This window comes from Acaryochloris marina MBIC11017 (assembly GCF_000018105.1).
In the GTDB taxonomy this organism is placed as follows: Bacteria; Cyanobacteriota; Cyanobacteriia; order Thermosynechococcales; family Thermosynechococcaceae; genus Acaryochloris; species Acaryochloris marina.
Genome location: NC_009925.1, coordinates 415,971 through 442,512, shown reverse-complemented (window position 1 = coordinate 442,512; position 26,542 = coordinate 415,971). Strand labels below are relative to the sequence as shown.

At 49.9% G+C, this 26,542-nt stretch carries 23 protein-coding genes; 5 read left to right on the top strand and 18 right to left on the bottom strand.

Translation table 11 applies throughout. From position 1 onward, the window contains the following. Window positions 1-18 precede the first annotated feature (18 nt). From hetL to AM1_RS01965, 12 genes are all read right to left on the bottom strand, one after another. Window positions 19-735 (bottom strand): heterocyst differentiation pentapeptide repeat protein HetL, encoded by a 717-nt coding sequence (gene hetL / locus AM1_RS02015; protein ID WP_012161126.1) that lies wholly within the window; start codon window positions 733-735, stop codon window positions 19-21. Between the two features lie 102 nt (window positions 736-837). After that, window positions 838-1,200: an ArsR/SmtB family transcription factor gene (locus AM1_RS02010; protein ID WP_010481444.1), complete on the bottom strand. Its 363-nt coding sequence runs from the start codon at window positions 1,198-1,200 to the stop codon at window positions 838-840. Between the two features lie 263 nt (window positions 1,201-1,463). Further along, entirely contained in the window at window positions 1,464-2,264 is an 801-nt protein-coding gene (locus tag AM1_RS02005; protein WP_012161125.1) for an IS5 family transposase, read from the bottom strand. 60 nt (window positions 2,265-2,324) lie between these two features. Further along, window positions 2,325-2,801, bottom strand: coding sequence for an ankyrin repeat domain-containing protein (locus tag AM1_RS02000; RefSeq protein WP_012161124.1), 477 nt, complete (start codon window positions 2,799-2,801; stop codon window positions 2,325-2,327). Further along, window positions 2,785-2,922 (bottom strand): ATP-binding protein, encoded by a 138-nt coding sequence (locus tag AM1_RS44365; RefSeq protein ID WP_390610032.1) that lies wholly within the window; start codon window positions 2,920-2,922, stop codon window positions 2,785-2,787. Before AM1_RS44365 ends, AM1_RS02000 begins: the two co-directional genes overlap by 17 nt. Window positions 2,923-3,235: 313 nt before the next feature. Further along, window positions 3,236-4,234 (bottom strand): NAD(P)/FAD-dependent oxidoreductase, encoded by a 999-nt coding sequence (locus AM1_RS01995; protein WP_012161123.1) that lies wholly within the window; start codon window positions 4,232-4,234, stop codon window positions 3,236-3,238. A gap of 48 nt (window positions 4,235-4,282) precedes the next feature. Then, window positions 4,283-5,383, bottom strand: coding sequence for an NAD(P)H-dependent flavin oxidoreductase (locus AM1_RS01990; protein ID WP_012161122.1), 1,101 nt, complete (start codon window positions 5,381-5,383; stop codon window positions 4,283-4,285). 367 nt (window positions 5,384-5,750) lie between these two features. Next, entirely contained in the window at window positions 5,751-6,374 is a 624-nt protein-coding gene (locus tag AM1_RS01985; protein ID WP_012161120.1) for a 4Fe-4S single cluster domain-containing protein, read from the bottom strand. Window positions 6,375-6,423: 49 nt separating this feature from the next. Next, the gene (locus tag AM1_RS01980) at window positions 6,424-6,831 is read right to left on the bottom strand and encodes a hypothetical protein (protein ID WP_012161119.1); all 408 of its coding nucleotides are present in this window, start codon (window positions 6,829-6,831) and stop codon (window positions 6,424-6,426) included. A gap of 47 nt (window positions 6,832-6,878) precedes the next feature. After that, window positions 6,879-7,331 carry a hypothetical protein gene (locus AM1_RS01975; protein ID WP_012161118.1) on the bottom strand — a complete coding sequence of 151 codons (453 nt, stop codon included), beginning with the start codon at window positions 7,329-7,331 and terminating at the stop codon, window positions 6,879-6,881. 279 nt (window positions 7,332-7,610) lie between these two features. After that, window positions 7,611-8,885: an efflux RND transporter periplasmic adaptor subunit gene (locus AM1_RS01970; protein WP_238549140.1), complete on the bottom strand. Its 1,275-nt coding sequence runs from the start codon at window positions 8,883-8,885 to the stop codon at window positions 7,611-7,613. Window positions 8,886-9,135: 250 nt separating this feature from the next. Next, the gene (locus tag AM1_RS01965; protein WP_012161115.1) at window positions 9,136-10,446 is read right to left on the bottom strand and encodes an NAD(P)/FAD-dependent oxidoreductase; all 1,311 of its coding nucleotides are present in this window, start codon (window positions 10,444-10,446) and stop codon (window positions 9,136-9,138) included. A gap of 531 nt (window positions 10,447-10,977) precedes the next feature. On the opposite strand from AM1_RS01965, the gene AM1_RS01960 reads away from it, so the two are divergent. The 5 genes from AM1_RS01960 to AM1_RS01940 all read left to right on the top strand — a co-directional run bounded on the left by AM1_RS01960 (window position 10,978) and on the right by AM1_RS01940 (window position 14,616). Further along, window positions 10,978-11,190, top strand: coding sequence for a YgaP family membrane protein (locus AM1_RS01960; protein WP_012161114.1), 213 nt, complete (start codon window positions 10,978-10,980; stop codon window positions 11,188-11,190). Window positions 11,191-11,220: 30 nt separating this feature from the next. Then, complete coding sequence (gene petC / locus AM1_RS44200; RefSeq protein ID WP_012161113.1) at window positions 11,221-12,252, top strand: cytochrome b6-f complex iron-sulfur subunit; 1,032 nt, start codon at window positions 11,221-11,223, stop codon at window positions 12,250-12,252. A 51-nt stretch (window positions 12,253-12,303) separates the two neighbouring features. Further along, window positions 12,304-12,735, top strand: coding sequence for a rhodanese-like domain-containing protein (locus AM1_RS01950; protein ID WP_041658790.1), 432 nt, complete (start codon window positions 12,304-12,306; stop codon window positions 12,733-12,735). Between the two features lie 34 nt (window positions 12,736-12,769). Further along, window positions 12,770-13,861: a photosystem II protein D1 1 gene (locus tag AM1_RS01945; protein WP_012161111.1), complete on the top strand. Its 1,092-nt coding sequence runs from the start codon at window positions 12,770-12,772 to the stop codon at window positions 13,859-13,861. 356 nt (window positions 13,862-14,217) lie between these two features. After that, window positions 14,218-14,616, top strand: coding sequence for a pentapeptide repeat-containing protein (locus tag AM1_RS01940; RefSeq protein ID WP_238549139.1), 399 nt, complete (start codon window positions 14,218-14,220; stop codon window positions 14,614-14,616). A 156-nt stretch (window positions 14,617-14,772) separates the two neighbouring features. Here AM1_RS01940 and AM1_RS01935 read toward each other — a convergent pair whose 3' ends face one another. The 6 genes from AM1_RS01935 to ppsA form a co-directional block, all read right to left on the bottom strand. Continuing rightward, window positions 14,773-15,969: an acetate kinase gene (locus AM1_RS01935; protein WP_012161108.1), complete on the bottom strand. Its 1,197-nt coding sequence runs from the start codon at window positions 15,967-15,969 to the stop codon at window positions 14,773-14,775. A gap of 51 nt (window positions 15,970-16,020) precedes the next feature. Next, window positions 16,021-17,880: a pyruvate kinase gene (locus AM1_RS01930; protein WP_041658777.1), complete on the bottom strand. Its 1,860-nt coding sequence runs from the start codon at window positions 17,878-17,880 to the stop codon at window positions 16,021-16,023. Next, complete coding sequence (locus AM1_RS01925; RefSeq protein ID WP_012161106.1) at window positions 17,861-20,281, bottom strand: phosphoketolase family protein; 2,421 nt, start codon at window positions 20,279-20,281, stop codon at window positions 17,861-17,863. The genes AM1_RS01930 and AM1_RS01925 overlap by 20 nt, the downstream gene beginning before the upstream one ends. Window positions 20,282-20,362: 81 nt before the next feature. Continuing rightward, complete coding sequence (adhE, locus tag AM1_RS01920; protein WP_012161105.1) at window positions 20,363-23,071, bottom strand: bifunctional acetaldehyde-CoA/alcohol dehydrogenase; 2,709 nt, start codon at window positions 23,069-23,071, stop codon at window positions 20,363-20,365. A 42-nt stretch (window positions 23,072-23,113) separates the two neighbouring features. Beyond that, window positions 23,114-23,941, bottom strand: coding sequence for a pyruvate formate-lyase-activating protein (gene pflA, locus AM1_RS01915; RefSeq protein ID WP_083776679.1), 828 nt, complete (start codon window positions 23,939-23,941; stop codon window positions 23,114-23,116). A 47-nt stretch (window positions 23,942-23,988) separates the two neighbouring features. Continuing rightward, window positions 23,989-26,514 (bottom strand): phosphoenolpyruvate synthase, encoded by a 2,526-nt coding sequence (gene ppsA, locus AM1_RS01910; protein WP_012161103.1) that lies wholly within the window; start codon window positions 26,512-26,514, stop codon window positions 23,989-23,991. Window positions 26,515-26,542 lie beyond the last annotated feature (28 nt).

The window sequence follows — 26,542 nt, the reverse complement described above, 5'->3', positions numbered from 1 at the left end:
CCTCAAACGTTCCAGCGCTTAGGTATAAGTCCGCCCATCCGGCATAATGGCCCCTGTCAATTGGGCACCCCCTAAATCGGTCCCCGTTAAATCCGCTCGGCGGAGGTTGGCCTCTTGTAACCAAGCACCACGCAAATCTGCATAGCTCAAATCAGCCTGTTGGAGGTCAGCTCCCCTTAAATCCGTCGGCACCTGTCCCCCCCATCCTTGCTGACTCAAGTTTGCGCGGCAAAGTTTAGCCCCCACTAAGATAGCGTGGGCCAACGTTGCCCCACTCAGATGGGCATAATTCAACTCCGCATTGGTCAGATCGGCCTCCCCCAAATCGGTTCCCTGATCCAAGGAAGGTCTTAAATCCACCTCATACAAAATGGTCTCCGTGAGATTGGCCTGCCTTAGATTAGTCCCACACAGGCTGGCTTTGTAGAGGTTGGCCTTGGCCAGATTAACCTGGACTAATTTAGCCCCACTCAAATCAGCTTCGCGCAATACTGCGCTGCTAAGATCGGCCCCGCTTAAATCCGCCCCCCATAGCAGGGCTTCACTTAAATCTGCCTCCCTAAACGTTCCATGACTGAAATTGGTACGTCCAAGCCGAGCTTGCCGCAGATCCGCCCGACTCAGATCAATACCTGCCAAATCAGCCTTCACAATTTCTGCTTCGAGAAGTTGGCTGTGGGCAAAGTCTCGCTGTCCGGCAGCATAGGACTCCATCAGCTGGTTAAGGGACTGCATCGATTACGGTTCTCCTGAGCTTCACGAACGGGTCAACAAGAGAAAGCCCTCACAGTTTAAACCGTGAGGGTTGGACGCAGTTAATCCCTTGCGTGTTCAGTACTATGACGATTTGCTGAAGGATTTGAATTGATTAAATTTCTGTGCCTGCTGCAATAAGCGATCGCTAATGGAATCACACACTGATTCACACAGTTCAAACACCAGTGGATCGACAATCTCATAGTAAGCACTGACGCCACTGGGGGTGCGGGAGAGAAGACCCGCCTGAGTCAACACCTTTAAATGTTTGGAAAGATTGGCCTGTCCAAGACCTGTCGCATCCACCAGATCATTAACCGTCATGGGGCCTGATCTAAGGTTGCTGAGGATCTGCAAGCGGCTGACCTCTGAAAGAACCTTAAAATAGTCAGCCACAGCTACGAGTACTTCTGGAGAAACTTGTTTATCAACAATGTCGGACATGAGGAAATTAAACTAAAAAGAAGGCTATCAGTACAATTATATAACTATATAACCTTTCATAGATGAATCTTCCTCTCAGGTGATGATCAGTATTTGGATCTTTGTCGATTCTCGATCCGCCCCTGCCCCTTTCACGCCCGAGGAAGGATTCAGAGTCATTTGAAGGCATCTCATCTGTATTCTGGTCACCAATTGAGAGCGATTGTAATTGTCATCTTTGCCCATTCAAATAGCTCACAATCTGAGAGGCTGTTTGAGAAGTTTTAGTGCTCCTGCGCTAGCCTTCGAACCATGAGTCGAATCATCGCCACATAAACAAGCGCTTCAGCCGTCCTAGTCAGCACCTCATAATCTTTATTAAGACGTCGAGACCACAACAACCATCCAAACGTCCGTTCTACAATCCATCGTTTGGAAACAACCTGAAACCCCGCTAGATTATCTGAGCGTTTGATCACTTCCAAGACATATTGAGAACGGTCCATTACCCACTTCATCAAAGCTTGTCCTTGATAGCCAGCATCGGCCCATATCCGAACTAGACGGGACAAACTCGCACCTTGGCGTCGAGCTTTCCAAAACAGTATTTTGGCCCCTCGTTGGTCAGAGATATTGGCAGCAGTGACCATCACCATCAAAACCAGCCCTAAAGTATCAACGAGCACATGACGTTTACGACCTTTGACCATTTTCCCACCATCAAACCCAATCAAGTGACACCGAGGATTGCCGACTTTGACCGATTGAGCATCGCAGATAGCGGCACTGGGACTGGGATGACGGTCTTCACTCACCCGCACTTGCATGCGTAGATGTTCATTGATTTGACTCCAAGTCCCATCATCGCGCCACCTTCGAAAATAGCTATAGACCGTTGACCAACAGGGAAAATCATGAGGTAGTTGTCTCCACTGACAACCTGTAACCACGAGATAAAAAATGGCATTGAGAACACTGAGCATATCAGTGGTGCGAGGTCTACCTCCAGGTTTAGCAGCAGGAATCAAAGGCTCAAGTAATTCCCATTGCAGGGTGGTGAGGTCGCTATCATATGCTGTAGGCATTGCTCTCTAGGTCCTGTCCAGTGTTTGTGTATTGACAGATTAGTACCTTGAGAGCTTTACTCACTTCTCAAACAGCCTCTGAAAATGCTGGTTCATTTCAACACAGCTTAATGCCGTTTCTTCATCTTCTGTTTCAAACTGCACACCAGCTCCAGACTCAACTAGCAGCCTAACCACATCCAAGTATCCCCCAGCGGCGGCAGACATAAGTGGAGTCAGTCCATCAGAACTTCTGATATTGACATCAGCGCCTGCTTCAATCAGCAATTGTACAATTTCCAAGAAACCCTCTCCTGCTGCGCAATAGAGTGGCGGATCTGTATTCCCTGAATCTGGCGAAAACCCTGCGGAGAGAAGGATAGGAACAATTTTATCTCTCCCTTTCTCTGCAGCAATCTCTAAAGGGGTTTCACTGTTAGGCCAGATTGTTTTATTGATATCAATTTCTCCTCTGGCCAGGTAGTCGCTGATTTGGGTGATGCTCCCTACTCTAACGAAGTCTTGGAATGTTTCATACCGATCATCTGTATCTGACATGATAGCTCTCAGCCTTGATCTCAATAATTAAGGCATGATGAACAAGGCGATCTACAGCAACTACCATCATCATTGAGTCACGGAAGATAATGTCCCACTCCGAGAAAGGATAGTTAGCGATAATCAGAAATGAGCACCGCTTATACTGATGAGCAATCTACTCAAACAGCACTGAGGTTTCAAAATCCAACTTTTTGACATCGCCAACATTATCAAGAAAAAGTAAATCAAAGCGGTCAATTCGGGCCAGAGTCACTGGGAGTTGAAGCTGCTGTTTTACTACCTGGAGATGTTGAACCTAGGCGATGGCATTGGAGAATTTCACTCGTTTATTCAGATTAATCATTGCTCGCCTGTCAAAATCGATAAATGAGTCTTGGTTCAACCAGTATGGCCTTAACCAGTACCTTGAGACGACAATTTATTCAAGCCATCTATGTCGGAAGCTTGAGATTCATCAGCCATTTTCTAGGACCAATATCTTTGCGAATCTCTCTCCAAATCTGAGTGGCGGCCAAAGCACCATCCCCTGCTGCGACTACCACTTGATTCAGACCAACCTTTAAATCTCCGATCGCAAAAATCCGAGGATGGGAGGTGCGACCCAATTTATCAGTGACTAAGTTACCGCCTTTCATCTCTAAGCTCAATTCCTGAAGATAGGTGTTGTGATAGCGAGCCCCCATTGAGATTAGCCCCGTTTCCAATTCAATGACTGAACCGTTCACCAACTCTACACCCGTCATTTGGTGGTTCTCACCTAAAAATTTCTGGATGGGGGTTTCTACCAAACGATATCCATACTCTTGTAATTGGCTGCGCATCTGACCACTCACCTCAAATAGGCCATGGGTAAAGATGGTGATCTTGGGCGTAAACCAACTGAGGTTAAACACCATTTCTTCAATGCTGGCTTCACTACCTGCAAAGAAGCCACAAAGTTTGTCGGTCATTTCATAGCCATCACAAACCATGCAGACATGAAGGTTATACCCCGCATAGTCATAAACATTTTGCATATCTTCCAAAGGCAGCAGATGATCAATAATGCCGCTGGCGACGATCAAATATTTAGAATAAAACTTGACGTTGCGGCTGTTTTGACGACCCACCTTAACTTGGATCTCAAAGATGTTCTCCGCGTCAGTGACCTCTTCGACATAACCATCGAGGAAGTCTCCCGCCAAGGAGTCATAGTGTTTTTTTCCCTGTTGCAGTAGTTTTCGACCGGACGTATCCGGTGGCAGTCCCAAATAGTTGTGTAATGACTGCATCCAGGATGAACGAGCCTTACCTTTGTCAATAATCAGACTGGAGAGGCGAAATCGCTGTAGATAGATTCCTGCAGATAGACCGCCTGCCCCACCCCCCACGACAATGACATCATAGAGATGGTCTAAACGTTGTTCAAGGTTGGTTCTATTGAGCTTCATCGGTCTCTTTAGTTATGAGTGCAATCGGACTAAGGATAAGGAACGGAGTTAAAGGGATGCTGTTAGCTCTTGCATCAACTCAGCGACGGGAATGATCTGCTGAGCACGTCCGGCATTGGATCCAGCAAAAATCAAGCCATTTTCGACATCGCCCTGGGAAGCCCTATCTAATGCCCTCACAATGCAGTAGGTCTCTTGGGTATCTCGACAGCGGCAAACATGCAAACAACTGGTCAGACAACGCTTCTCTAAATCAGGAGAATTGGCTATTGCTCGTTCAGCAAAAGAATTTCGCAACGCTCGTCCCGGCATTCCTACGGGGCTAGGCACTAAGACTACATCTTCAGGGTGAGCGTGAAGGTGAAACTCTTTGTAGCGGCGATCGGCATCGCATTCATTAGTGGTAATAAAACGCGTCCCCATCTGCACACCACTGGCCCCCAACGCTAGCATCCAGTCAATATCCGTTCGGTCCCAGACACCACCCGCTGCAATTACGGGAATCTCTTCACTAATTTCCGATTGGAGATAATTTGTAAGTTCAGGAATCACCTGTTTCGCTGCTAAGCGAGGGCTATTGAGATCTTCTAGTTTGGCCCCGAGGTGCCCCCCTGCCGTCTGGGGATTTTCAACAATGAAGGCATCGGGCAAGCGGTGATGTTGGCGCTGCCACTTTTGACAGATGAGTTTAGCGGCTCGTGTAGTGGACACAATTGGCACCAGCGCCACTTCGGGGTGAGCCTGAGTATAAGCAGGCAATCCGAGGGGCAATCCTGCGCCCGCAATAATTAAGTTGACTCCATGTTCGACAGCGGTGCGAACCAAAGTCTCATAATCATTGGCAGCAACCATAATGTTGATGCCAATGATGCCTTCTGGGCTGAGGGAACGGGCGAGGTTTAATTCGTCAATAAGGGCCAATCGATTAGCTGTAAAAAATTGCTCTCGTCGTTGCCGTCCTGCTTTCTGGCTGGGGTCAAAGTAGGGGGAATTTAGTCCTAAACCCACGGCAGAGATAATACCGATACCACCTGCATTGGCGACAGCAGCCGCCAGTTTAGCCCCAGAGATACGGATGCCCATCCCTCCTTGGATAATGGGATAGCGAGCTATATGTTGACCAATGCGAAGGGGGGGAAGTGTATTCATGTCTTTTTCCAAATCAGTTCAGAAGTAAGTGCGCCGTTTCTAGGGTTGGAACCTAAATTCGAACGAATCGTGTGTCATTTGCCTTTCTTAAGGGCGATAGACTTTTTGATAGCTTTGCGTTGCTGGCTATTGAGTCACTTGAGTGCTGAAGCATAAATGATGGCCACATCTGGTCTCTTGAAGGACGAGATCTCGAGCTATCTGCTGAGTCCCCGTTAAGTCTTCTAATAAGCGATGGACATTAATAGTGGTGGACTGGATGGTCAGGTTGGACGGTCGTAGCAATCATTTCAATGGAATACTCGGCAGCACTCTTTGTCCTCCTAGAGTGAGATTTCTGTTCCCAGAGATACTGTCAGGATATTCATTAAGACCCGAGCAACTGGCCGTGATACCCCGTAAAGGTTCGGCTTCCGTCTGGTTGAATATGAATCTCCAGCTGGTCACTCGCCCACGTGATTTTGTCTTGGAGAGATGGATTGAAGATATGAACCTGCTGATTGCTGGATGCAACAGGCGAATCTGGGGAGTGAATTTTGAGAACTTCGATATATGGGCCATCAATGAGGATATCCAACTGGTCCAGCAGATTTTGGGCACCGACGGGTGCCGAGTCTGCCTGTAACTGAGCCAACGTAAATCCCGTAAATGACATCACATTTAATCCAGCAGCCTTGACTTGATGAGCGAGTTCAATGAGGGCAGGAGCTTGCCAGAAGGGCTCTCCACCAGAAAAAGTGACGCCTTCATGGCGCGGATTGCTGAGAACATTCTGGACCAAAGATTTTACGTCGATTAACTGGTTAATTTCAAACGACCATGAGTCAGGGTTGAAACAACCAGGGCAGGCCCGATGGCACCCTTGCATCCAGATGACAGCTCGACAACCGGGACCATTCACTTCAGATTCGTCAACATATCCCATGATGTTCAGATATCCGGGAGGAATATCCAAGAGAGCTTTTGGTGGCAGGTTATTCTGAGTATTCATTGACTTTAATTTCGAAGAGATGAGTACCGATGAGAATTAAGAAGTATCTTTAGGCGTGGCTCAATACCCGACCCATAACAGAGAAAGACATCAGGAAAGGCCCCACCATACGTGGATCTTTAATGATTGAGGTATAATCGCCCACCTCAAACTTGAGCTTGCCGCTCATATAGGCCATGCTTAGCCCCATCATGCTTAAGCCATTGGATTGCCATTTTTGCCAGTCTTCTGGAGTGGCTCGCAAGTCCCAGTTCAAAGGTTGATCGATGTAAGGCTTGGCTTTGATCGCCCGTCCATTTTCGCTAGTCAACACCCCTTTGGGCATAGCTACATCCTTAAACCCATAAGCAATTGTGGAATTAAAATGAATGGTTGCTAAGGCAGAGGCCAGTTCGGGTTCAGCATTCCATTGATTGAGATAAGCCTGCATCCATGTAGGGGAAAAAAGGTCGCTCATTAGGTTAACCTCATCATGTAAAATAATTTTTTTTAAAGGTTCCTACCTCACTCCATACCTCTCCAGGTAGGCTGACCGCTTTCATCTCTGAGGTTGAGAACGGTATCCCCTGATTTCACTTGGGTGGCAATGATCGCGGGCGGGCTGGCATCAGTGACTCGGGAGCCAGTGACTTCGACCGGATCGCCAGATTTGAGATTCAATTGCTGTTCATCCAGATACCAGGAGGGTCCTAAATGAACATCCACAGTTTCTTCAGACGTTTGCAGAGATAAATGTACCCCCTTTCCAGATCGACGACCTGGACTAGCAACCCGATCAACCCGAACAATTTTGCCACTGAGAGTTTCAACAATGGCGGGGTTGAAGTGCCGAGGTCTTCGGATGCTGACAGTATTGACAGAAGCAGAGTCGGAGGACGTGTTTTGGGCATAGGCTGGAGCCATAAATATCGTGCTAGTCAACAGGGCAATCGATATGAACAAATGAATCCACTTCATTTGAATAACCTCCTTTGGGAGTAGATGGTTTGTCAGGGTGGGGGTCGACCCACATGATTGTGTTATAAGTTCGCAGCGTTGGTACTTTAGTCTGTCTTTCTAAGGTGGACGTCAGATGGGAACGTAGGATATCTATTGACTCAACTTCTATAACTACATGGGCGATTTCTGTTGCATGGGTCTGAGTTCGGGCTAATGGGGACTAAAAACTAAGCATTAACAAGGCAATAAGGCTGCCGACTAGAATTCGATGGGATGGGTGCATCACTTTCTCCCTCTCTAACTCACTTGAAGAGCCGTTCCGTTCTCAAGTTTGGGGCTGGGATTGACAATGATGCGATCTCCCCTCTCTAGTCCTGAATAGACCTCCACTGTTTTGCCCTCAATCTGTCCCGTGGTAATAGGATTAAACTGAGCCTGCTGGCCTACGACTTTGAAGACCCCTGTGATGCCAAATTGCTTGACTATCGCATCTTCAGGAATCATGAGACCCTGGCGAGCAGCAGCATTTTGACGAGTAATGGAGCTGAACTGTAATCGACCAAACATGCCTGGTAGCAAGTCTTGGTTTGGCTTCAAGGCGATCTTAACGGTGAAGTTTCGAGATCTGGGATCAGCAGCAGGGATGATTTGATTAATGCGGCCTGCGATCTGGCGATTAAGCGCGTCGATTTGAACTAAGACGGATTTGCCTCGTTGAATTTGGCCTACCAGAGATTCAGGAGCATCAACACTCAGTCTCAGATGACCGCTGCGTTCTAACTTCACAATTGATTCGCCGGGACCTGCCATTGCCCCCACTTCGGTGTATTTATGCCTGATCACGCCTGTGAAGGGGGCAATCACAGTCCCATAGTCAAGGTTGGCTTGAGTTTGTTTCACTTGAGCCTGAGCTTGTTCAACTTGGGCTTGAGCTTGACGGATTTGAGCTTGGGCCTGAACCACGGCAGCCTGGGCTTGCCTCACCGTCGTGCGGGATTGAGTCAGTCCGGCTTTCGCTTGACTGATACGAGCCTGAATCACCGACAAGCGCGTATTCGCCTCATCCAAACGAGATTGGCTCACCGCTCCTTCTCGCCTTAGCATCACCATCCTTTGTTGATGGAGTTGGGCATCTGCGAGTTCGGCTTGCGCTTCGGTCAGTTGAGCTTGAGCCTCTTGGACACGAGCTTGGGCCTGACTTTTTTGCGCTTGGGCGGTCAGTTTCGCTGAGTGGGCAATACTGACTGCTGATTGCGCTTGAGGAATCGCCGCAGTTGCTTGCTGCTGTTGGGCTTGAATATCGCGGACATCGATTTCAGCGATCCGTTGTCCCGCTTGAACGATATCTCCTTCGCGCACCGTCAGCTGCCGAATTTGGCCCATGACTCGACTGGTCAGAGTGACCGCTTCAGATGATTCAACGGTGCCTGTAAGGATCCGATCTATGGCTATGGGTTGCCGAGTTGCGATCGCAGTCTTCACGACCATCGGCGAATGCGCAGCAACCGTCGGTGTCTCTCGGGATAGACGTAGATTAAAAACCCACCAGGCTGCTCCACTTGATACCGCCAAGAGCAATGCTAAAGCACTCCAGCGTGGAAGTCTCGGCCTCGCCCCTATTCTTTGAGTCAAAACATCGATCACAATGACTCCATACCCTCCATATCAGCAGTATTGGTAAAAAAATCTACCTTTCTTAGATTCTGAGATAGTGCTAGAAATCCCTTGGTCAACTGAAAAGCATAAAGCGCTAGCTCGCAGAGTAAGTTGATCCATTGCAGGGGAATCAACATGTATGCCTATTGAAAGAACGCGTCAGCTCTCAATGAATCAGGACGTCCTCGCGTACCGAGTCAGGTTCCGTCGAAGGAGCGGCCTCTAACAAAGAAAAACCCGCGGCCCGAAGCCCCAAGCGCTCAAACCAAGGGACGGCAGCTCCCCAGCGCATTTTGGCTAGAAAATAGCGTTCAAATGCTGTTTTCAACCAACCCACCCAACGCCCCCCTAGGGTAATGGCGCGGCGTCGCCGTCCCGTCACTGGATCAGGCAGAACGGGGTCCGCCAAAAAGAGTAATCCTGTATCTCCAAAGTCTGCAAAGCAGATGGCTTCTAAGGTGGGGGTAACAGGCTGATCTGAGATGGCCCCTAAGGCCAGGGCAATATTGTGAGCCACTGCCATCCCCATTGCTTCAACCATTTGTCCAGTTTTTGGCACCCCGATTGCTATCGGAGTTACCTCTGGTGGTGCTAATTGAGTGACAACACCTGCACTAAACACTGAGGGAAAAACAGGATGCTGATAGGTGGGCAATATGGGCAGAAACCCCTTGGTATCCCCTAACCCCGCTGTCTCACGAACAAAGCCAGGCCCTCGAAACTGCGGCAGCAACATAGCGTACTGGAAGGGCACCGCGTCGCCATTGGCCAAAATAATCTCCTGAGATGTGACGGAGTCGATGGCGGTATTCTCCAAAACTGCCACGTCTCTGGCCGCCATCAACTCCGTCACGAGCTGGCTAGAATTTGCCATGCCGCCAATCCCCAAATGCCCCGCATAGGGTTCCGGTGTCACAAATGTAAGGGAAACTTGATCCCGCAACCCTTGCTGGCGAAGAGTGTAATCGGCTAATAAGGCAAACTCATAGGCAGGGCCAAAACAGCTTGCCCCGGGCACTGCCCCCACCACTAAAGGACCCGGATTCTGTAAAAAATTTTGCCAAGCACTGTTGGCCATTAAAGCATGGTGAGGATTGCAAATCGACTGGGTAAAGCCCTGCTCTGGTCCCAGGCCGGATACCGTATCCAAGGCTAACTCGGCTCCGGTGGCAATGACGACGTAGTCATAGGCCAAAGACTGAGAATCTGTATAAACAGTTTGAGTCCGAGGATTCAGGTGAACCACCGCTTCAGGGAGCCATCTTATTCCCTGTTGAATCACCAACTCCTCCAGTTCTAACTGAATCTTAGCCAAGGGGATCAGCCCTAGCGCGACCCAAGGAAGGGATGGAATAAATGTGAATTTAGAGGTATTGGAGATCAGGGTAATTTGATGCTGACTAGGTAACAGGTACCTCAACTCATAGGCAGTCGGCAATCCTGCCAATCCTGCTCCAATGACAACAATATGAGCCATATATAAACCTCTCAAAGGTCGGTCTGAAAAGGATTTCAATTAATTAAGTTGCGCAGGTTGAAGGGGGCTAGCCTTCTTCTAAATCTCCATAGGCTTGGAGCAAGCGGGTTGTACTAGATAGGTCACTGCAAGCAGCACTAGAGATAAAACAAGACCTGAGCTTTGATACTAATCATTCGATTTTAAGCTGATCTTCAATATATAACTAAATAGCAATATAGTCAAATTTAATTTCATCAGGCCATTCCTGCTTGCAGCATCAACTCCGCTTTCACCAGAGGATACTGTTGATGAATCTGAAGGAGACTGATCTAGACTTAGAAAGGTCTTGAAGTACATAAAAGATACTTTTAGAGAATTTTATTTAGTCCAAACAGTCGTCAAATACAACGTCTAAACCGCTAAATAAGAATAGGGCTGGCAAGACTTACAGAATGTCATTTAAAGAATATATTGCTTTAATTACTATATAGTTATATAATGATTAATATCATCTTGCTTATCACTCTACAAATCTAGGAGGCAAAAAAGATGACCAAAAATCTGGGCTTAATGGATCGCCTGTTTCGAATAGGTTTGGGTGGATTACTACTTTATTTAGGATTAGGCACCTATAGCGGCTCAACCCTCGGTATGGGGTTAGCGATCGCAGCCGCAATTCCAACCTTTACCGCCTTACTGGGGTTCTGTCCGATTTATCGATTGTTGGGGATTCACACTAATGCTCGTCAACTTTCCCAATAACTCTACCCACCCTCAGCTCGGAGAATCTCTATGAACGAGAGTTTATCTATTTCTCAGCCCTCTCTCTCCCGGCGACGGTTTCTCAATTTCTTGACCGGGTCGGCGGTAGCCATCACGGCAGGTGCAACCCTCTATCCCATCAGTCGTGTTTTTGTACCCCCAAACTCCAGCAGAGGGGCGGGGCGGGTTCTAGCAAAGGATGCCCTGGGCAACCCCATCCCCACTAGTCAACTCTTGGCAGAACCGCCTGGCACTCGTGCCCTCGTGGCAGGACTAGATAGTGAACCGACCTATTTAACCCTGACGATCACAGGTCAAATTGAGGATCGGGGCATCGTCGATAACTGCACCCATTTAGGCTGCACATTTCCCTGGAATGGTGCTGCCGATCAATTTCAATGTCCTTGCCACGGATCTCGCTTTGCAGCCGATGGTTCCGTGGTGCGCGGTCCTGCCGATCGACCCCTCAAGTTGGTGCATGTCCAAGTTGAAGGTGAACAAATCTGGATTCTGCCTTGGACCGAGCTTGACCCACGCACCGGGGACCGCCCCTGGTGGGTCAAGGCGGATACCTTTGATGACCACCCTACACCGGAAAATCTCATGCAATATACCCTTCAAATCAATGAGCAGCTCTCCGTCGCTATGCTCCAGCCAACCCCTGACCAGATTCAAGATGCGGCCCAACTGGGGTTTAAGTCTGTATTGAATTTGAGATCGCCTCAGGAAGACGGCTTTCTCATCAATGAGTCCCAACTTGTGCACAGCGCAGGCATGAACTATGCCAATCTACCCATTAATCCAGCAGACCTCTCAGAGGCCACGGCTGAACAAGTGTTGACGATCATAGATCAGCTATCCAAACCCATTCTCTTGCATTGCAAAGGAGGGTTACGCTCTGGTGCGATGGCATTGCTCTACGAAGCCGTTCATCAGCAATGGACCACAGACCAGCTATTGGCCCAAGTTCACAAACTGGACCTGCCCCTAGCCGCACACCCCCAACTGCTGCACTTTATCCAAGACTACGTTGACGCCCAACCCCTCGGCACCGTGGCCTAGCGCCATCACCACTGACCATTCATTTCTCACCCCAATTCTATTTCTACGACTATGTATAACTATCATTCACACCGCGCTTCGGTGACTCAGGTTTCGCCGTTGGCCTACACCAAACTCATTCCACCCCCACTGCTACTGGATGTTCGCAGTGTCGGAGAATACCGAGCAGAACATATCCCTAATGCCATCAATCTCAGTTTATTACGCCTGCTCATCGGCCAACTCCCCATCATCAACCGGTGGGTCCTTCCTGATTGGTTTCAAGCCTTATCTAAGGACCAGCCCATAGTAGTGGTGTGTCTAACATCCCATCGTAGTCCCCTGGCAGCAGCCCAATTGCTCAAGGCTGGGTTCACTCAGGTATTCAATTTATCGGGTGGCATGCAGCATTGGCGTCAGTGCGGTTTCAACACGATTTCGGGTTATCCATCTGGCTTTACAGTTACGACTCCAGGACATTTAGGGCCCAAACCCAATACTTAATCTCAACTCCATCACGCTAACAGGAGCAATAACTATGTCTACTACGTTTCAAACTCCATCGAGATTACCCACTGTTTCCGCCTGGGACCAATTTTGTGAGTGGATTACCAGTACCCACAATCGGCTCTATGTTGGTTGGTTTGGCCTACTGATGATTCCATCCCTATTCGTTTCAGCCATAACCTTCATGCTCGCCTGGGTGGCGGCCCCTTCTGTTGATATGGAAGGTATTCGTGAACCTATTATCAGTTCTCTTCTAGGTGGAAGTAATGTGATTACTGCTGCGGTGATACCTACTTCAGCCGCAATAGGTTTACACTTATACCCCTTATGGGAAGCTACATCGATGGATGAGTGGCTCTACAACGGAGGGCCTTATCAACTGATCATCTTGCATTTTTTGATCGCTATTTGGACCTATCTGGGGCGACAGTGGGAGTTGAGCTATCGTCTGGGTATGCGTCCCTGGATTGCTATGGCTTTTTCTGCCCCAGTTGCTGCTGCCACGGCAGTGCTATTGGTGTACCCAATGGGACAAGGAAGCTTCTCCGAAGGGTTACCCCTAGGAATTTCCGGCACCTTCCACTTTATGATGGCGGTTCAAGCGGAACATAATATCTTGATGCATCCGTTTCATATGTTGGGGGTAGTCGGTGTCTTTGGTGGAGCCTTCCTCAGTGCCATGCATGGCTCTTTAGTCACCTCCAGCTTGGTTCAGGAAACCTCTAGCCTGAAATCTGTTAATACGGGGTATAAATTTGGCCAACAGGAAGCCACCTATAATTTACTCGCGGGACATGCTGGATATCTAGGACGCTTGTTTATCCCTGATATTGCCTTTCGTAATAGCCGTTCCATTCATTTTCTATTGGCGGTACTGCCCACGATCGGTATCTGGTTTGCCGCTTTAGGCATCGGCACGATGGCATTCAATTTGAATGGGTTTAATTTCAATCACTCTCTGCTCGATAGCAGTGGACGACCCATCCGCACCGAAGCCGATCTCTTGAATCGGGCCACGATGGGACTACAGGTGATGCATTCAGTTAATGCCCATCACTTCTCCTTAACGCTAGCTTCAACCGAGTCTAAGGAAATTCCTACGATTCCGATAATGACGAGCTAAGAGCACGTTGAAAAGGAGGTTGCTTCAGCCTCAATCCGCTGAACGATCTCCTTCTAGGCTCCAGAATACAGTCAATCTATTTAACAATGCCAGAGGCCACTTTCTGGCAGCTAAAAAAATCTTAAACCCTTACCTAAAAGTAGCTCTCCGCACTTGTCCACAAAGAAAAGTGTGACCCTTGCATGGACTGTGACATATTTCATTGATGACCTACAGCGAAAATTATAAGCTGGCAAGGTTTACACTAATTCAGAAAATTAAAAGCGTAACTTTCTGTTCAAATGCGACTGCTGGTCTATGATCAAAGTAGAGATCACTTTGCCTTGAACTCGATCCATCTAGATAGGGGTGAAGCCATGATGACAGTGATGAATCGAGATGATTTTGTTGCCCAATACGCTTCAGGAAAGCGAGATTTTGCAGGGGCTAATTTACGCGGTATTGCCCTCAGTGAGATGGATTTGAGTGCAGTGAACTTCCAAGACGTCTACTTGGCAGGGGCAGATCTAGAGTCTGTGGATCTGGGCGAAGCCAATTTGCAAGGATCTAACCTCAGAGGTGCAGACTTAGGCGGAGCTTTTTTGCAAAGTGCCAATCTCAAAGGAGCGGATCTACGAGGGGCTAATTTGATGGGGGCCGATCTGAGAGAAGCTGAATTAAGCGATGCTCGGTTAGCTGCTGCCGATTACGATCGCAACACTCATTTCCCCACAGGATTTCACCCCGAAACGGCGAAGATGCATTTAGTCTCTTAGTGGTGAATGCCTAGAAGCTTTGATTTAGATTGGGTTCAGGATTCAGCTAGTTTGCCTAGGGGATGGTATTGCAGTTGCGATGCTCAAAGAGCAGCCTTTCGCCATCGCAACCCCTCTCATCTTGCTCTCTAGCATCGGCAACATTCCTCTGCAGCCCTAACAACACTGTTCATAACAAGATTGAGCAATGGCCCAATCTTCCTGGGTCTTAATCACTAATACCCGCACCTTAGAGTCAACTGCTGCAATATCCTGATCTACAGGAGACTTTCGATTCAGAATCGGATCAAGCTTAAGGCCCAAAAAAGCCAGTGCTTCACAGGTCTCAGCTCTCACTGAAGCAGAATGCTCCCCTATACCACCCGTAAACACTAAGACATCAACTCCACCTAAGCTCATCAGCATGGACCCCAAACAAGCTTTCAATCGATGGAGATATAAGTCTCGCGCTAGCTTAGCTTGGGCATTGTCTTGGGCAATGGCCTGCTCAATCTCCCGCAGATCATGGGAGACCCCTGAGATCCCCTTTAAGCCAGAGGCTTTATTAAGCATGTGATCTAGCTGATCGGCATCATATCCTTGCCGCATCAGATGAATTAAAATGCCTGGATCAATCGACCCTGAACGCGTACCCATCATCAATCCTTCTAAGGGGGTGAAGCCCATCGAGGTGTCGATACTCTGACCTTGTTTAACCGCTGTCAGAGATGCTCCATTTCCCAAATGACAAATAATCAGGCGGTCCACCCCTCGGCCCAGAATTTCTGCCGTTCGCTGGGTGCAATATTGATGACTAATGCCATGAAACCCATACCGACGAATGCCTTGTTGTTGCCAATCATAGGGACCGGGATAGATGGCCGCAACTTCGGGAAGATGACTGTGAAAGGCAGTATCGAAGACAGCTACTTGGCGAACATTTCCTAACAATTGTTCGATCAATTTAATGCCTTCTAAATTGGCTGGATTATGGTTGGGGGCTAAAGGAATCAGATCTGCGATCGCAGTTTTAACCTCCGATGTCACCACCACACTGGACTGATAGTCTTGTCCCCCATGCACCACACGATGACCGACAACATTAATCTCCTGTGCCATTTGGATGACTTGGGTAGGCCCATGCCATAGGGTGGTTAAAAGATGAGAGAGCGCGTCGGCGCGTGATACATCAGATAGGTCTTCCTCCAGATTTTCTCGTTTGGTTTTGACTTTTAACGAGGCATGATTGGGGTCATGCCAATCCAGCTGAGCTTCCCAAAGCGGAGGTGCTGGATGGTCGGGGAGAGGCCCTTCAATCGCGTAAAGGCAACATTTGTGGCTGCTAGAACCGGCATTGAGAACTAAAATCTTCATGATCTGGCCCACAGATGGCTGGTAACGAGCAAACAGGGCTTGAGGACGAGACTACTCCGCTTCAATCTCGGAAACCCGGAGTTTGCGAAGGGTGGCCATATTCTTAGCCACATTTTCCTGCATCCGCTGAAGAATATTGTTGAGAAATTCCATCGCCCGCTCAATATAGGGGCCTTTGTTGAGCATGACGCATTCGGCTCGACTGCCCATCGCTGCATCTGTAACCTCCGCCCGTGACGGTAGGCCTCCCTTCGCCAGGGACTCTAGGACCTGAGTTGCCCAGATAACGGGAACATGGGCCGCTTGGCACAACAGCAAAATTTGCTCCTGCACCTCCGACATCCGCTCAAAGCCCACCTCAACCCCCAAATCGCCCCGCGCAATCATCACAGCTACAGATCGATGCTGCATTGCAGCCAGCAATAGTTTGGGTAAATTCTCAAACCCGAGTCGGGTTTCAATTTTGAGAATAATGCCTAAGTCTGTTGCCCCCAATTGATCGAGCTTTTGCACCAGATGTTCTACATCCTCTGGGGATTGGACAAAGGAGAGGGCCACTAAGTCTCCCTGTTGGGCCACAAAGCTGAGATCGCTAATATCCTTGGGGGTGAGGGCTGGCAGGTTAAGTTGGGTGTCAGGCAGGTTGATACCCTTTTCTCCCTTGAGCTTGGCGATTCCTTTGACTGCAGAAACAATTTCCACCCTCAGTTCAGTCTCACTAACCTTTTGAATCAGCCCCTCAATCTTGCCATCGTCAAAAAAGATCCGCTCTCCTGGCTTCACATCCTGGAACACTTGGGGCAAGGTGCAGCCCACGTGGGCAGGCTGCAGAACCTGTCCGGTGGCATCTAAGATGGCGGGCTGGCCTAGAATATCACCCCGAAGAATGCGCAGGACATCTCCAGGTTGGAGGGTGAGGTTGTTTTCAAGGGCAGGAAGCTGACCGATCTTGCCCGTTCCTACTACGGCCTGATGACGCTGAATCTCAAAGGGCAGTCCTGAAGTGATATAGCCGGTGCGATCGCATTCACAGAGACAGCCATTATCCCTCACCTCCACCACTGATAAGCGGCGGCGACGGTGACGGGCATCCGTAAGCTGGATCATATCTCCCATTTGGACTGAGATGGGAGACTGAATCGGGATGGTAGTGCAATCTAAGTCAGCAGTCTGGGAGGACGTTGAGGTCAACCAGAGCCGTGCCGGTTGCACGATGTGCCCCAGACGATCTCGGTGGGGCTGCCATTTGATCACTTCAACATCAGGGGCCAAAGCCTCGGTTCTCAGTTTGGGACCGGCCAAATCAAAAGAGACTTTGCAGGATAGTCCCAATTCCGCTTCCGCTTGTCGCAGATGCTGAATCATTTGCAGCCAAGCATCAGGACCATCATGGGCGCAGTTAATCCGCATAATATCCATCCCAGCAGCCAAAAACCGACGAATCAGAGCTGGATCCTCTGCTGCTGTAGTGGGCATCGTCACCATGATCCGAGTGGCTCGCTGTTCTGGTTTAGGCCCTAGGGCTGTGAGGGTATGTTCCACCAGGAGAGCCTGACCATTGGCAAAGGTCACAGGGGTCGGGGCTTGAAGTTGAGGAGGCACCGCTCGTTCTACTAGTCGATGCAAGGCAATCAGGACGGCATTGAGAGAGGCCATCACGTGCAGTTCGGTTAACCCCAGGGAACTCAGGCCCAGGTGGCTGAGTTCAAGCTGCAGCTCGCGGATATCATGGCGGCGCAGTGCCAGATAGTGGAGGAGATTACGAGCACTATTGCGATGAGAGGGAGCGGTGCGCTGGAGAGCAATTTCGAAATCCTGCTCAAGGGCCAAGGCGCGCGCTTTGAGCTGCTCCAGCGCCCGAATGGCACTCTCAATGCGCGGAGCATCGATATTATTCACAGACTCCAACATAGGGCCAGGTCCAGTTGACAATCTCATCTTGATCCTTACCATGCTCATGGGCATAGGCGAGACATTCGATGATCTTGTTGCGCATCCGTTCCTTGGCATGGCCCGCTGCCGACCCCAGCTTTGGCACCCGATCAATCACATCAATCACCAGGTTAAAGCGATCCACCTCATTTTTAATCGCTAACTCCAGGGGCGTATTGATATTGCCCTGCTCCTTGTAGCCCCGCACATGAATGCGCTCTTGGTGAGAACGGCGATAGACCAACTTATGGATCAGCCAGGGATAGCCATGAAAGTTAAAAATGATTGGTTTATCGGGCGTAAACAGAGAATCGAAGTCCCGATCAGATAACCCGTGGGGATGTTCGCCTTCAGACACTAACTTAAATAGGTCCACTACATTGACAAAGCGGACCTTCAGCCAAGGAAATTCTTCCCGCAGAATGGCCGTTGCCGCTAACGCCTCCATGGTGGGAATATCGCCACAGGAAGCCATCACCACATCGGGTTCATCGGGTTCAGTGCCACAGTCATCATTGCTGGCCCAGTCCCAAATGCCGATGCCCTTAGTGCAGTGAGCAACCGCCTCATCGATGGACAGATACTGTAGATGTTTTTGTTTATCCGAAATGATCACATTGATATAGTCCACACTCCGAAAACAGTGATCGGCGACCGACAGCAAACAGTTAGCATCCGGTGGAAAGTAAAGCCGCACCACATCTGGACTTTTGTTGGTTACCAAGTCCACATAGCCTGGATCCTGGTGACTAAAGCCATTATGGTCCTGACGCCAAACCAGGGAGGAGAGCAAAATATTTAACGACGATACCGACCGTCGCCAAGGGACATGATTGCGGCAGATATCCAGCCACTTCGCATGTTGATTAAACATCGAGTCCACGACATGAGCAAAGGCTTCATAGGTATGGAATAGACCATGGCGTCCCGTTAATAAATAGGTTTCTAGCCAGCCCTGTAGCGTATGCTCACTGAGCATTTCCATCACCCGACCGTCCCGAGACAGTTCGGTCCCATCTTCATCTTCTGGATATAGGTCTGCCATCCAGACTTTCTTCGTGACTTGATACACATCTTGGAGACGATTGGAGGCCGTTTCATCGGGACCCATCAACCTAAAGTTGTTGGGATTCTTACGGATAATTTCCCGCATAAATATCCCTAAAGCCTTGGTGTTTTCAAAGGTGACGGTGCCATGTTGCTCCCCAATATCAATCGCTAGATCCTGGAAGCTGGGAAGTTTTAGGGCCTTCCGCAATAAACCCCCATTGGCATGGGGATTCGATCCCATGCGCCGATTACCGACCGGGGTTAGGGCTTTCAATTCAGGAATTAAGGTTCCGTGTTCGTCAAACAGCTCCTCCGGCTTGTAGCTGCGCATCCAAGCTTCCAGCTGTTGCAGGTGATCGGGGTTATCCTGCATACCACCCATGGGAACCTGGTGCGATCGCCAAAAATCTTCGACTTTTTTACCATCGACTTCTTTGGGACCGGTCCAGCCCTTGGGGGTGCGTAGGACAATCATCGGCCAGCGGGGGCGCTCCAGGGTGCCGTTGATACGGGCCTCTCTCTGCACCTTTTTAATCGTGAGAATGCATTCCTCCATCACGGCGGCCATCTTTTGATGCATTTCCGCTGGATTCTTGCCTTCGACAAAATAAGGAGTGTAGCCGTAGCCTCGGAATAAATATTCCAACTCTTCATGGGAGATGCGGGCCAAAAGGGTGGGGTTGGCAATCTTGTAGCCATTGAGGTTGAGTACAGGCAACACTGCCCCATCCCGAGCAGGATTGATAAATTTATTAGAATGCCAAGACGTTGCTAGGGGGCCGGTCTCCGCTTCACCATCCCCCACTACACAAGTCACAATGAGATCGGGATTATCTAAGACAGCACCATAGGCATGGGAAACACTATAGCCCAGCTCTCCCCCCTCATGGATGGAACCAGGGGTTTCAGGGGTGACATGACTGCCGATAAAGCCAGGGAAAGAAAATTGCTTAAAGAACCGCCGCATCCCTTCTGAATCTTCGCTTTTATCGGGATAAATTTCTGAATAGGTCCCTTCCAAGTAGACAGGCCCCAGGACACCCGGTGCACCGTGGCCTGGACCCGCCATAAAGATCATATCCAGAGCATATTTTTTAATCAGTCGATTGCAGTGAATATAGGTAAAGCTCAGGGCTGGAGAGGCACCCCAGTGTCCCAGTAAGCGATGCTTGACATGGGCAGATTGGAGCGGTTCTTTCAACAAGGGGTTATCGCGTAGGTAGATCATGCCCACGGCCAGATAGTTGCAGGCTCGCCAGTAGGCATCAATATTGTGCAGCTCTAATTCGCTGAGGGGTCTGGATGTGGGGGCAACAGGAGTGTGAACCATCTTCTTGGAATCCTCCGAGAAATACGTTAGGGGTTGGCCCAGATTGAGCAGGGGCATCAGCGCGGGACACCCCTCGATGGCTCAACTGTTCTCTATAGATGTGAAGTTAATGTTTTTACCGAGCAGGGCCTGATTGTGTGCTGCCGCTTCTAGGGCAATTTCGGTCGCTAAAGTCGTCGCCTGCGAAGAATTCTGGTAAGCCTCAAGGTAGAGGGCTTTTAAATCGCGAATCAATGGATAGCGAGGATTGGCCCCTGTGCACTGATCGTCAAAGGCTTGTTCCGACATCAGATCTAGGTGCTCAAAAAAGGTCTGCTCATCGACGGATAAGACTTCACGAATCGAGGATGGAATATCCAACTCTTGCTTCAGGTTTTCGATGGCTGTTATCAAGCGCTCTACTTTTTCATCGGCGGTGGTTCCCCTTAAGTTGAGGGAATCTGCGATCGCAGCGTAGCGACCCTTAGCCTGGGGATATTCGTACTGGGGAAAAATAGCCTGCTTAAAGGGGGCATCCGTGGCGTTATAGCGAATCACATGGGAAATCATCAACGCATTCGCCAACCCATGGGGGACATGGAAGGTAGATCCCAATTTGTGGGCCAGAGAGTGGCAAATTCCTAAGAAGGCGTTGGCAAAGGCCAAACCAGCAATCGTTGCCGCGTAGTGGACCTTTTCTCGGGCTTCTGGATCAGCACTGCCCTGATGATAGGCTCTGGGCAAGTAAGTCATTAATAAACTAATGGCTTCTAAGGCCAGTCCATCCGTGAACTCCGTTGCCAAGACCGATACATAGGCTTCCAGAGCATGGGTCAGGGCATCAACCCCACCATAGGCCGTCAGCTTTTTGGGCATATTGAGGACCAGCTCTGGATCAACGATGGCCATCGTCGGAGTCAGGGCATAGTCGGCCAAGGGATATTTAATGCCCACCCGATCATCCGTGACCACGGCAAAGGGGGTGACCTCCGACCCGGTGCCTGAGGTGGTGGGGACAGCCACCAGGATGGCTTTATTTCCCAAGGGAGGCAGTTCATAGACGCGCTTTCGGATATCCATAAACCGCATGGCTAGACCGTCAAACTCGACTTCGGGATGTTCATACATCAGCCACATCACCTTAGCTGCATCCATGGGTGAACCGCCGCCTAAAGCAATAATCACGTCCGGTTGGAAGGTATTAATTACATCTAAGCCCCGTTTCACCGTGGATAGGTCTGGATCGGGTTCGACATCGAAAAATAGATGGTGCTCGATGCCCAGTTGATCTAAGGTCTCGGTAATTTCCTTAGTCAAGCCCAGATCAAACAGAGGACGATCGGTGATAATAAAGGCTCGCTTTTTCTCGGCTAAATCTCTCAAAGCAACGGGAATACAGCCGTATTTAAAGTAGATTTTAGGCGGCACCCGGAACCACAGCATATTTTCCCGGCGCTCGGTGACAGTTTTGATATTGAGCAGATGCTGAACGTTGACATTGCCAGAGATGGAGTTACCGCCCCAGGTGCCACAGCCTAGGGTCAAAGATGGATCTAGCTTGAAGTTATAGAGGTCGCCAATGGCCCCTTGGGAAGAGGGGGTGTTGATCAAGACTCGGGCTGTGGCGAGTTCCGTTTCGAAAATGCGGATGCGATCGCAATTGGATGCCGCCGTATACAGCACGGAGGTATGGCCGCGACCCCCAAAGTTGACCAACTGTTTGGCCTGATCCACAGCATCGGTAAAATCCGCGGCCCGATACATGGCCAAAATCGGGGATAGCTTCTCATAGGCAAAGGGTTCGCTACTACCAATAGTGGAGACTTCACCAATTAAGACTTTATGATCCTGGGGACCCTCAATCCCTGCCAAAGTGGCTAACTCTGAAATGGGTTGACCCACAATGGCCGGGTTTAACTTGCCGTTCTTGAGGATGGTCTGGGCGACTTTATCCTTTTCTTCAGAGGTAAGGAAGTAAGCCCCTCGCTTGCGAAACTCTTGTTTGACCTGCTCGTAGACGGCTTCTGTCACCACAACTGACTGCTCAGAGGCGCAGATCATGCCATTGTCAAAGGTTTTGCTGAGCAAGATGGAGCTGACAGCAACTTGGATATCCGCCGTTTCATCAATCACGGCAGGGGTATTGCCAGCACCGACCCCTAAGGAGGGATGCCCCGACGAGTAAGCTGCTTTGACCATACCGGGGCCACCGGTGGCCAGAATCAGCTTAATATCGGCATGCTGCATCAGGGCTTGGGAGAGGTCCAAGGTCGGTTCGTCAATCCAGCCGACGATATCGGGAGGTGCCCCGGCTTGAAGGGCAGCATCGCGGATAATTTCAACCGCTCGCACTGTGCAGTGTTTGGCCCGAGGATGAGGAGAAAAAATAATGGCGTTGCGGGTCTTGAGACAGAGCAACGCCTTAAAAATAGCGGTTGAAGTGGGGTTGGTGGTGGGGATAATCCCCGCCACAATGCCTAGGGGTTCCGCCACTTTTTGGATGCCGTAATGGGCATCCGCTGACACGACGCCGCAGGTTTTTTCGTGTTTGTACTTGTTATAGATATATTCGGAAGCAAAGTGGTTTTTGATCACCTTGTCTTCAATCACCCCCATCCCCGTCTCAGCCACGGCCTGTTTGGCTAGAGGAATGCGTTCGGCATTGGCTGCGATCGCAACTTGCTTAAAGATATGGTCCACCTGCTCCTGGGTATAGGTGGCATAGACCTCCTGGGCTTGCTTCACTCGGGCAATCAGATCTTCTAGGGAAGGAATATCGGTGACTTGAGGCTGGGTTTGAGTCGTCATCATGTGTGCTCCTTAGGTAAATGCAATCCTATTCAAATAGCGGGGTCAGCGGACCGATACCCCATACTCACGAAACTGTAGGCGAACCCGCTCAACTAGCTCAGGTGAGGGGGGCTGAGTCTCCTTTAAAAGATAGTCATAGCCCAGTTCTTCCCATTTGTAGGCCCCCATTTGGTGGAACGGCAGAACCTCCACCCGTTCAATATTGGTGAGATGGGCTACGAACTGGGCGAGCGCGGCCACATTCTCAACGTCATCTGTTAAGCCCGGCACTAACACAAACCGAATCCAGGTGGGTTTGCCTATTTGATGCAAATAACGGGCAAGGCAAAGCGTAGGTTCCCGTGAAACTTGGGTCACTTGGATAAATCGTTTAGGGTCGTAGGATTTGATATCTAATAGCACCAAATCGGTATATTGCAGTACCCGCTGAGCGCTGGTGAGATCAGAAAAGCCTGAGGTATCTAAGGCGGTATGAATGCCTAGGGCCTGACATTGGCGCATGAGTTCCGCAACAAATTCGGGCTGAAGTAAGGGCTCCCCCCCACTCACAGTGACGCCGCCACCAGATGCCTGCATATAGGATCGATAGCGTTGAATCTCTGCTATCAATGCCTCGACGGTCGTCACCTGTCCACCTGTTACATCTCGGCAGTCTGGGTTATGGCAGTAGAGACAGCGCAAGGGACAGCCTTGCATAAACACTACAAATCGCAGCCCTGGGCCATCGACACTACCACAAGTTTCTACAGAATGGATGCGACCTGTCAGACCAGAATTGGGAGAGGAAACCGCAAGGAGAGAGGCAGGAGCTGAGATTGTTTCACCTGACGGTGACCGTTGATCTCGATGGGGCACAGAGTGATATGGCATCTGGTCTCTCCTTACAGTTTTGTGACGTCCGGTCCATAGACTAGCCGTCAGTTCTGAACGACACCCGTCGATTGGTCTTCAACTTGGGCAATGGCCAACCGAGTTTTGAGCACCGTATCTGGATTAAGGCTGATGGAGTCAATCCCTTCCTCCACCAAGAACTGGGCAAACTCAGGATAGTCACTGGGGGCCTGACCACAGATGCCAATTTTGCGCTCCTTAGCCTTGGCAACAGCAATTACTTGGCGCACCAACTTCTTCACGGCGGCATTACGCTCATCAAAAATATGGGCAACAAGGGCGGAGTCTCGGTCTAGTCCTAGGGTGAGTTGGGTCAAGTCATTGGAGCCGATGGAGAAGCCATCAAACACCTCAGCAAATTCCTCTGCCAGCACCACATTGCTGGGTACTTCGCACATCACATAAACCTGCAAGCCGTTTTCACCCCGTTTCAGACCATGCTGGGCCATTTCCTCGAGGACCTGCTGGCCTTCTTCAGGAGTACGACAGAAGGGAATCATGGGAATGAGATTCCGCAGTCCCATCTCATCGCGAACCCTCTTCAGGGCCTGACATTCTAGGGCATAGGCTTGACGGTAATTGGGGTCGTAATAGCGAGAGGCTCCCCGCCAGCCAATCATTGGGTTTTCTTCTGTGGGTTCATACTGGCGTCCGCCGATTAAGTTGGCATATTCATTACTCTTAAAGTCGGACATGCGGACGATCACAGGATTCGGATAGAAAGCCGCCGCAATCATGCCCACCCCTTGGGCCAGCTTATCGATAAAGAAATCCGGTTTGTAGGTGTAATCAGCAGTCAGTTGAGCAATGGCCAACTTGGCTTCTACATCCATCAACTCGTCATATTTCAACAGCGCCAAAGGATGGGTTTTAATCTGATTGGCGATAATAAACTCCAATCGCGCTAGCCCCACCCCATCACAGGGGATGGCTGCCAGCCCAAAGGCTTCATCGGGGTTGCCCACATTCATGAGAATTTGGGTTCGGGTGGGAGGCAGTTCATCTAAGGCGGTTTCTTCCACGACAAAGGGCAGCAGTCCGGGATAGACCTGTCCCGTTTCACCTTCAGCACAGGAGACGGTGATATTCTGACCTGTTTTCAGGACTTCGGTAGCGGTGCTGCAACCAACAATGGCGGGAATACCCATTTCCCGAGCGATAATCGCGGCATGGCAGGTGCGTCCCCCTTGATTGGTGACAATGGCACTGGCCTTTTTCATAATTGGTTCCCAGTCGGGGTCCGTGCGGTTGGTCACCAAGACCTCTCCCGCCTGGAATTCCTTAATCCCTTGCACCGAAGCAATCACCCGAGCTGCCCCCTGGCCAATGCGATCACCCACAGCTCGACCCTCAATAAACGGGGTAGGCAAAGTATCCACCGTCATTCGATAGGCAGAGAGTCGATTGGCGACCTTCTGGGACTGGACCGTTTCTGGTCGGGCTTGGACAATAAATAAGACTCCCGTTTGGCCGTCCTTGGCCCATTCGATATCCATGGGGGTGTCCATCCCCCGGACCTGGGAATAATGGTCTTCAATAATGCAGGCCCAGCTGGCTAAGGTGAGGATTTCATCGTCGTTGACGGCAAACTTGGTCCGGTCTGCTTCTGGAACGGCAATATTTTTTGTAAGTTTGCTACCCCCCAAATCGTAGACCATTTTGATCTCTTTACTGCCCAGATGTTTGCTCAGGATGGGACGAAAGCCGTCAAGTAAGGTCGGTTTAAAGACTAGAAATTCATCGGGGTTGACTGCGCCTTGAACCACATTTTCTCCCAGACCGTAGGCGGCGGTGACCAAGGCTGCGTTCTTAAACCCCGTTTCCGTATCGATGGAGAACATCACTCCAGAAGCGGCTAGATCCGATCGCACCATTTTCTGCACGCCCACGGATAGGGCCACCTGGAAATGGTCAAAGCCTTTAAGGGTGCGATAGGAAATCGCCCGATCTGTAAAGATGGAGGCAAAGCATTTGTGGCAGGATTCCAAAACCTGTTTAACACCATGGACATTGAGGTAGGTTTCCTGTTGTCCCGCAAAGCTCGCATCGGGTAGGTCTTCTGCTGTGGCACTGGAGCGGACGGCGACGTCAACGTTGTAGTGATAGGCCTGCAGGCGTTCTTGCTCTTTGGAAGCTTGCCCTTCGGAAGCGGCATTGCCTACGCCATATTGTTCGCACAGTTGGCAATAGGCAGTGGAAATCGCTAACTCCAGATCCTTGGGAAAGGGGGTGTGGAGAATGAGCGATCGCGCCTGTCGTCCTCGCTGGCGTAAATTGTCAACATCCTCAACATCTAAATCAGCAAAAATCTGCCGCAGTTGGGTTTCAATGCCTGCCTGCTGAACAAAATATCGATAGGCATAGGCGGTGGTGGCAAAGCCATTGGGGACGTTCACGCCTAGGGGAACCAAATGCTGGATCATTTCCCCTAGGGAGGCATTTTTGCCGCCCACTAGGGGGATATCGGCAATGCCTACCTCATCAAAACCTAAGATCAATGCCTGGTCACGGCTGGTTTCAGGGGTGGGGCGAGGGGCAGTACGAATATTCATCTCAAACCTCCAGAGAACTCGAAAGGGA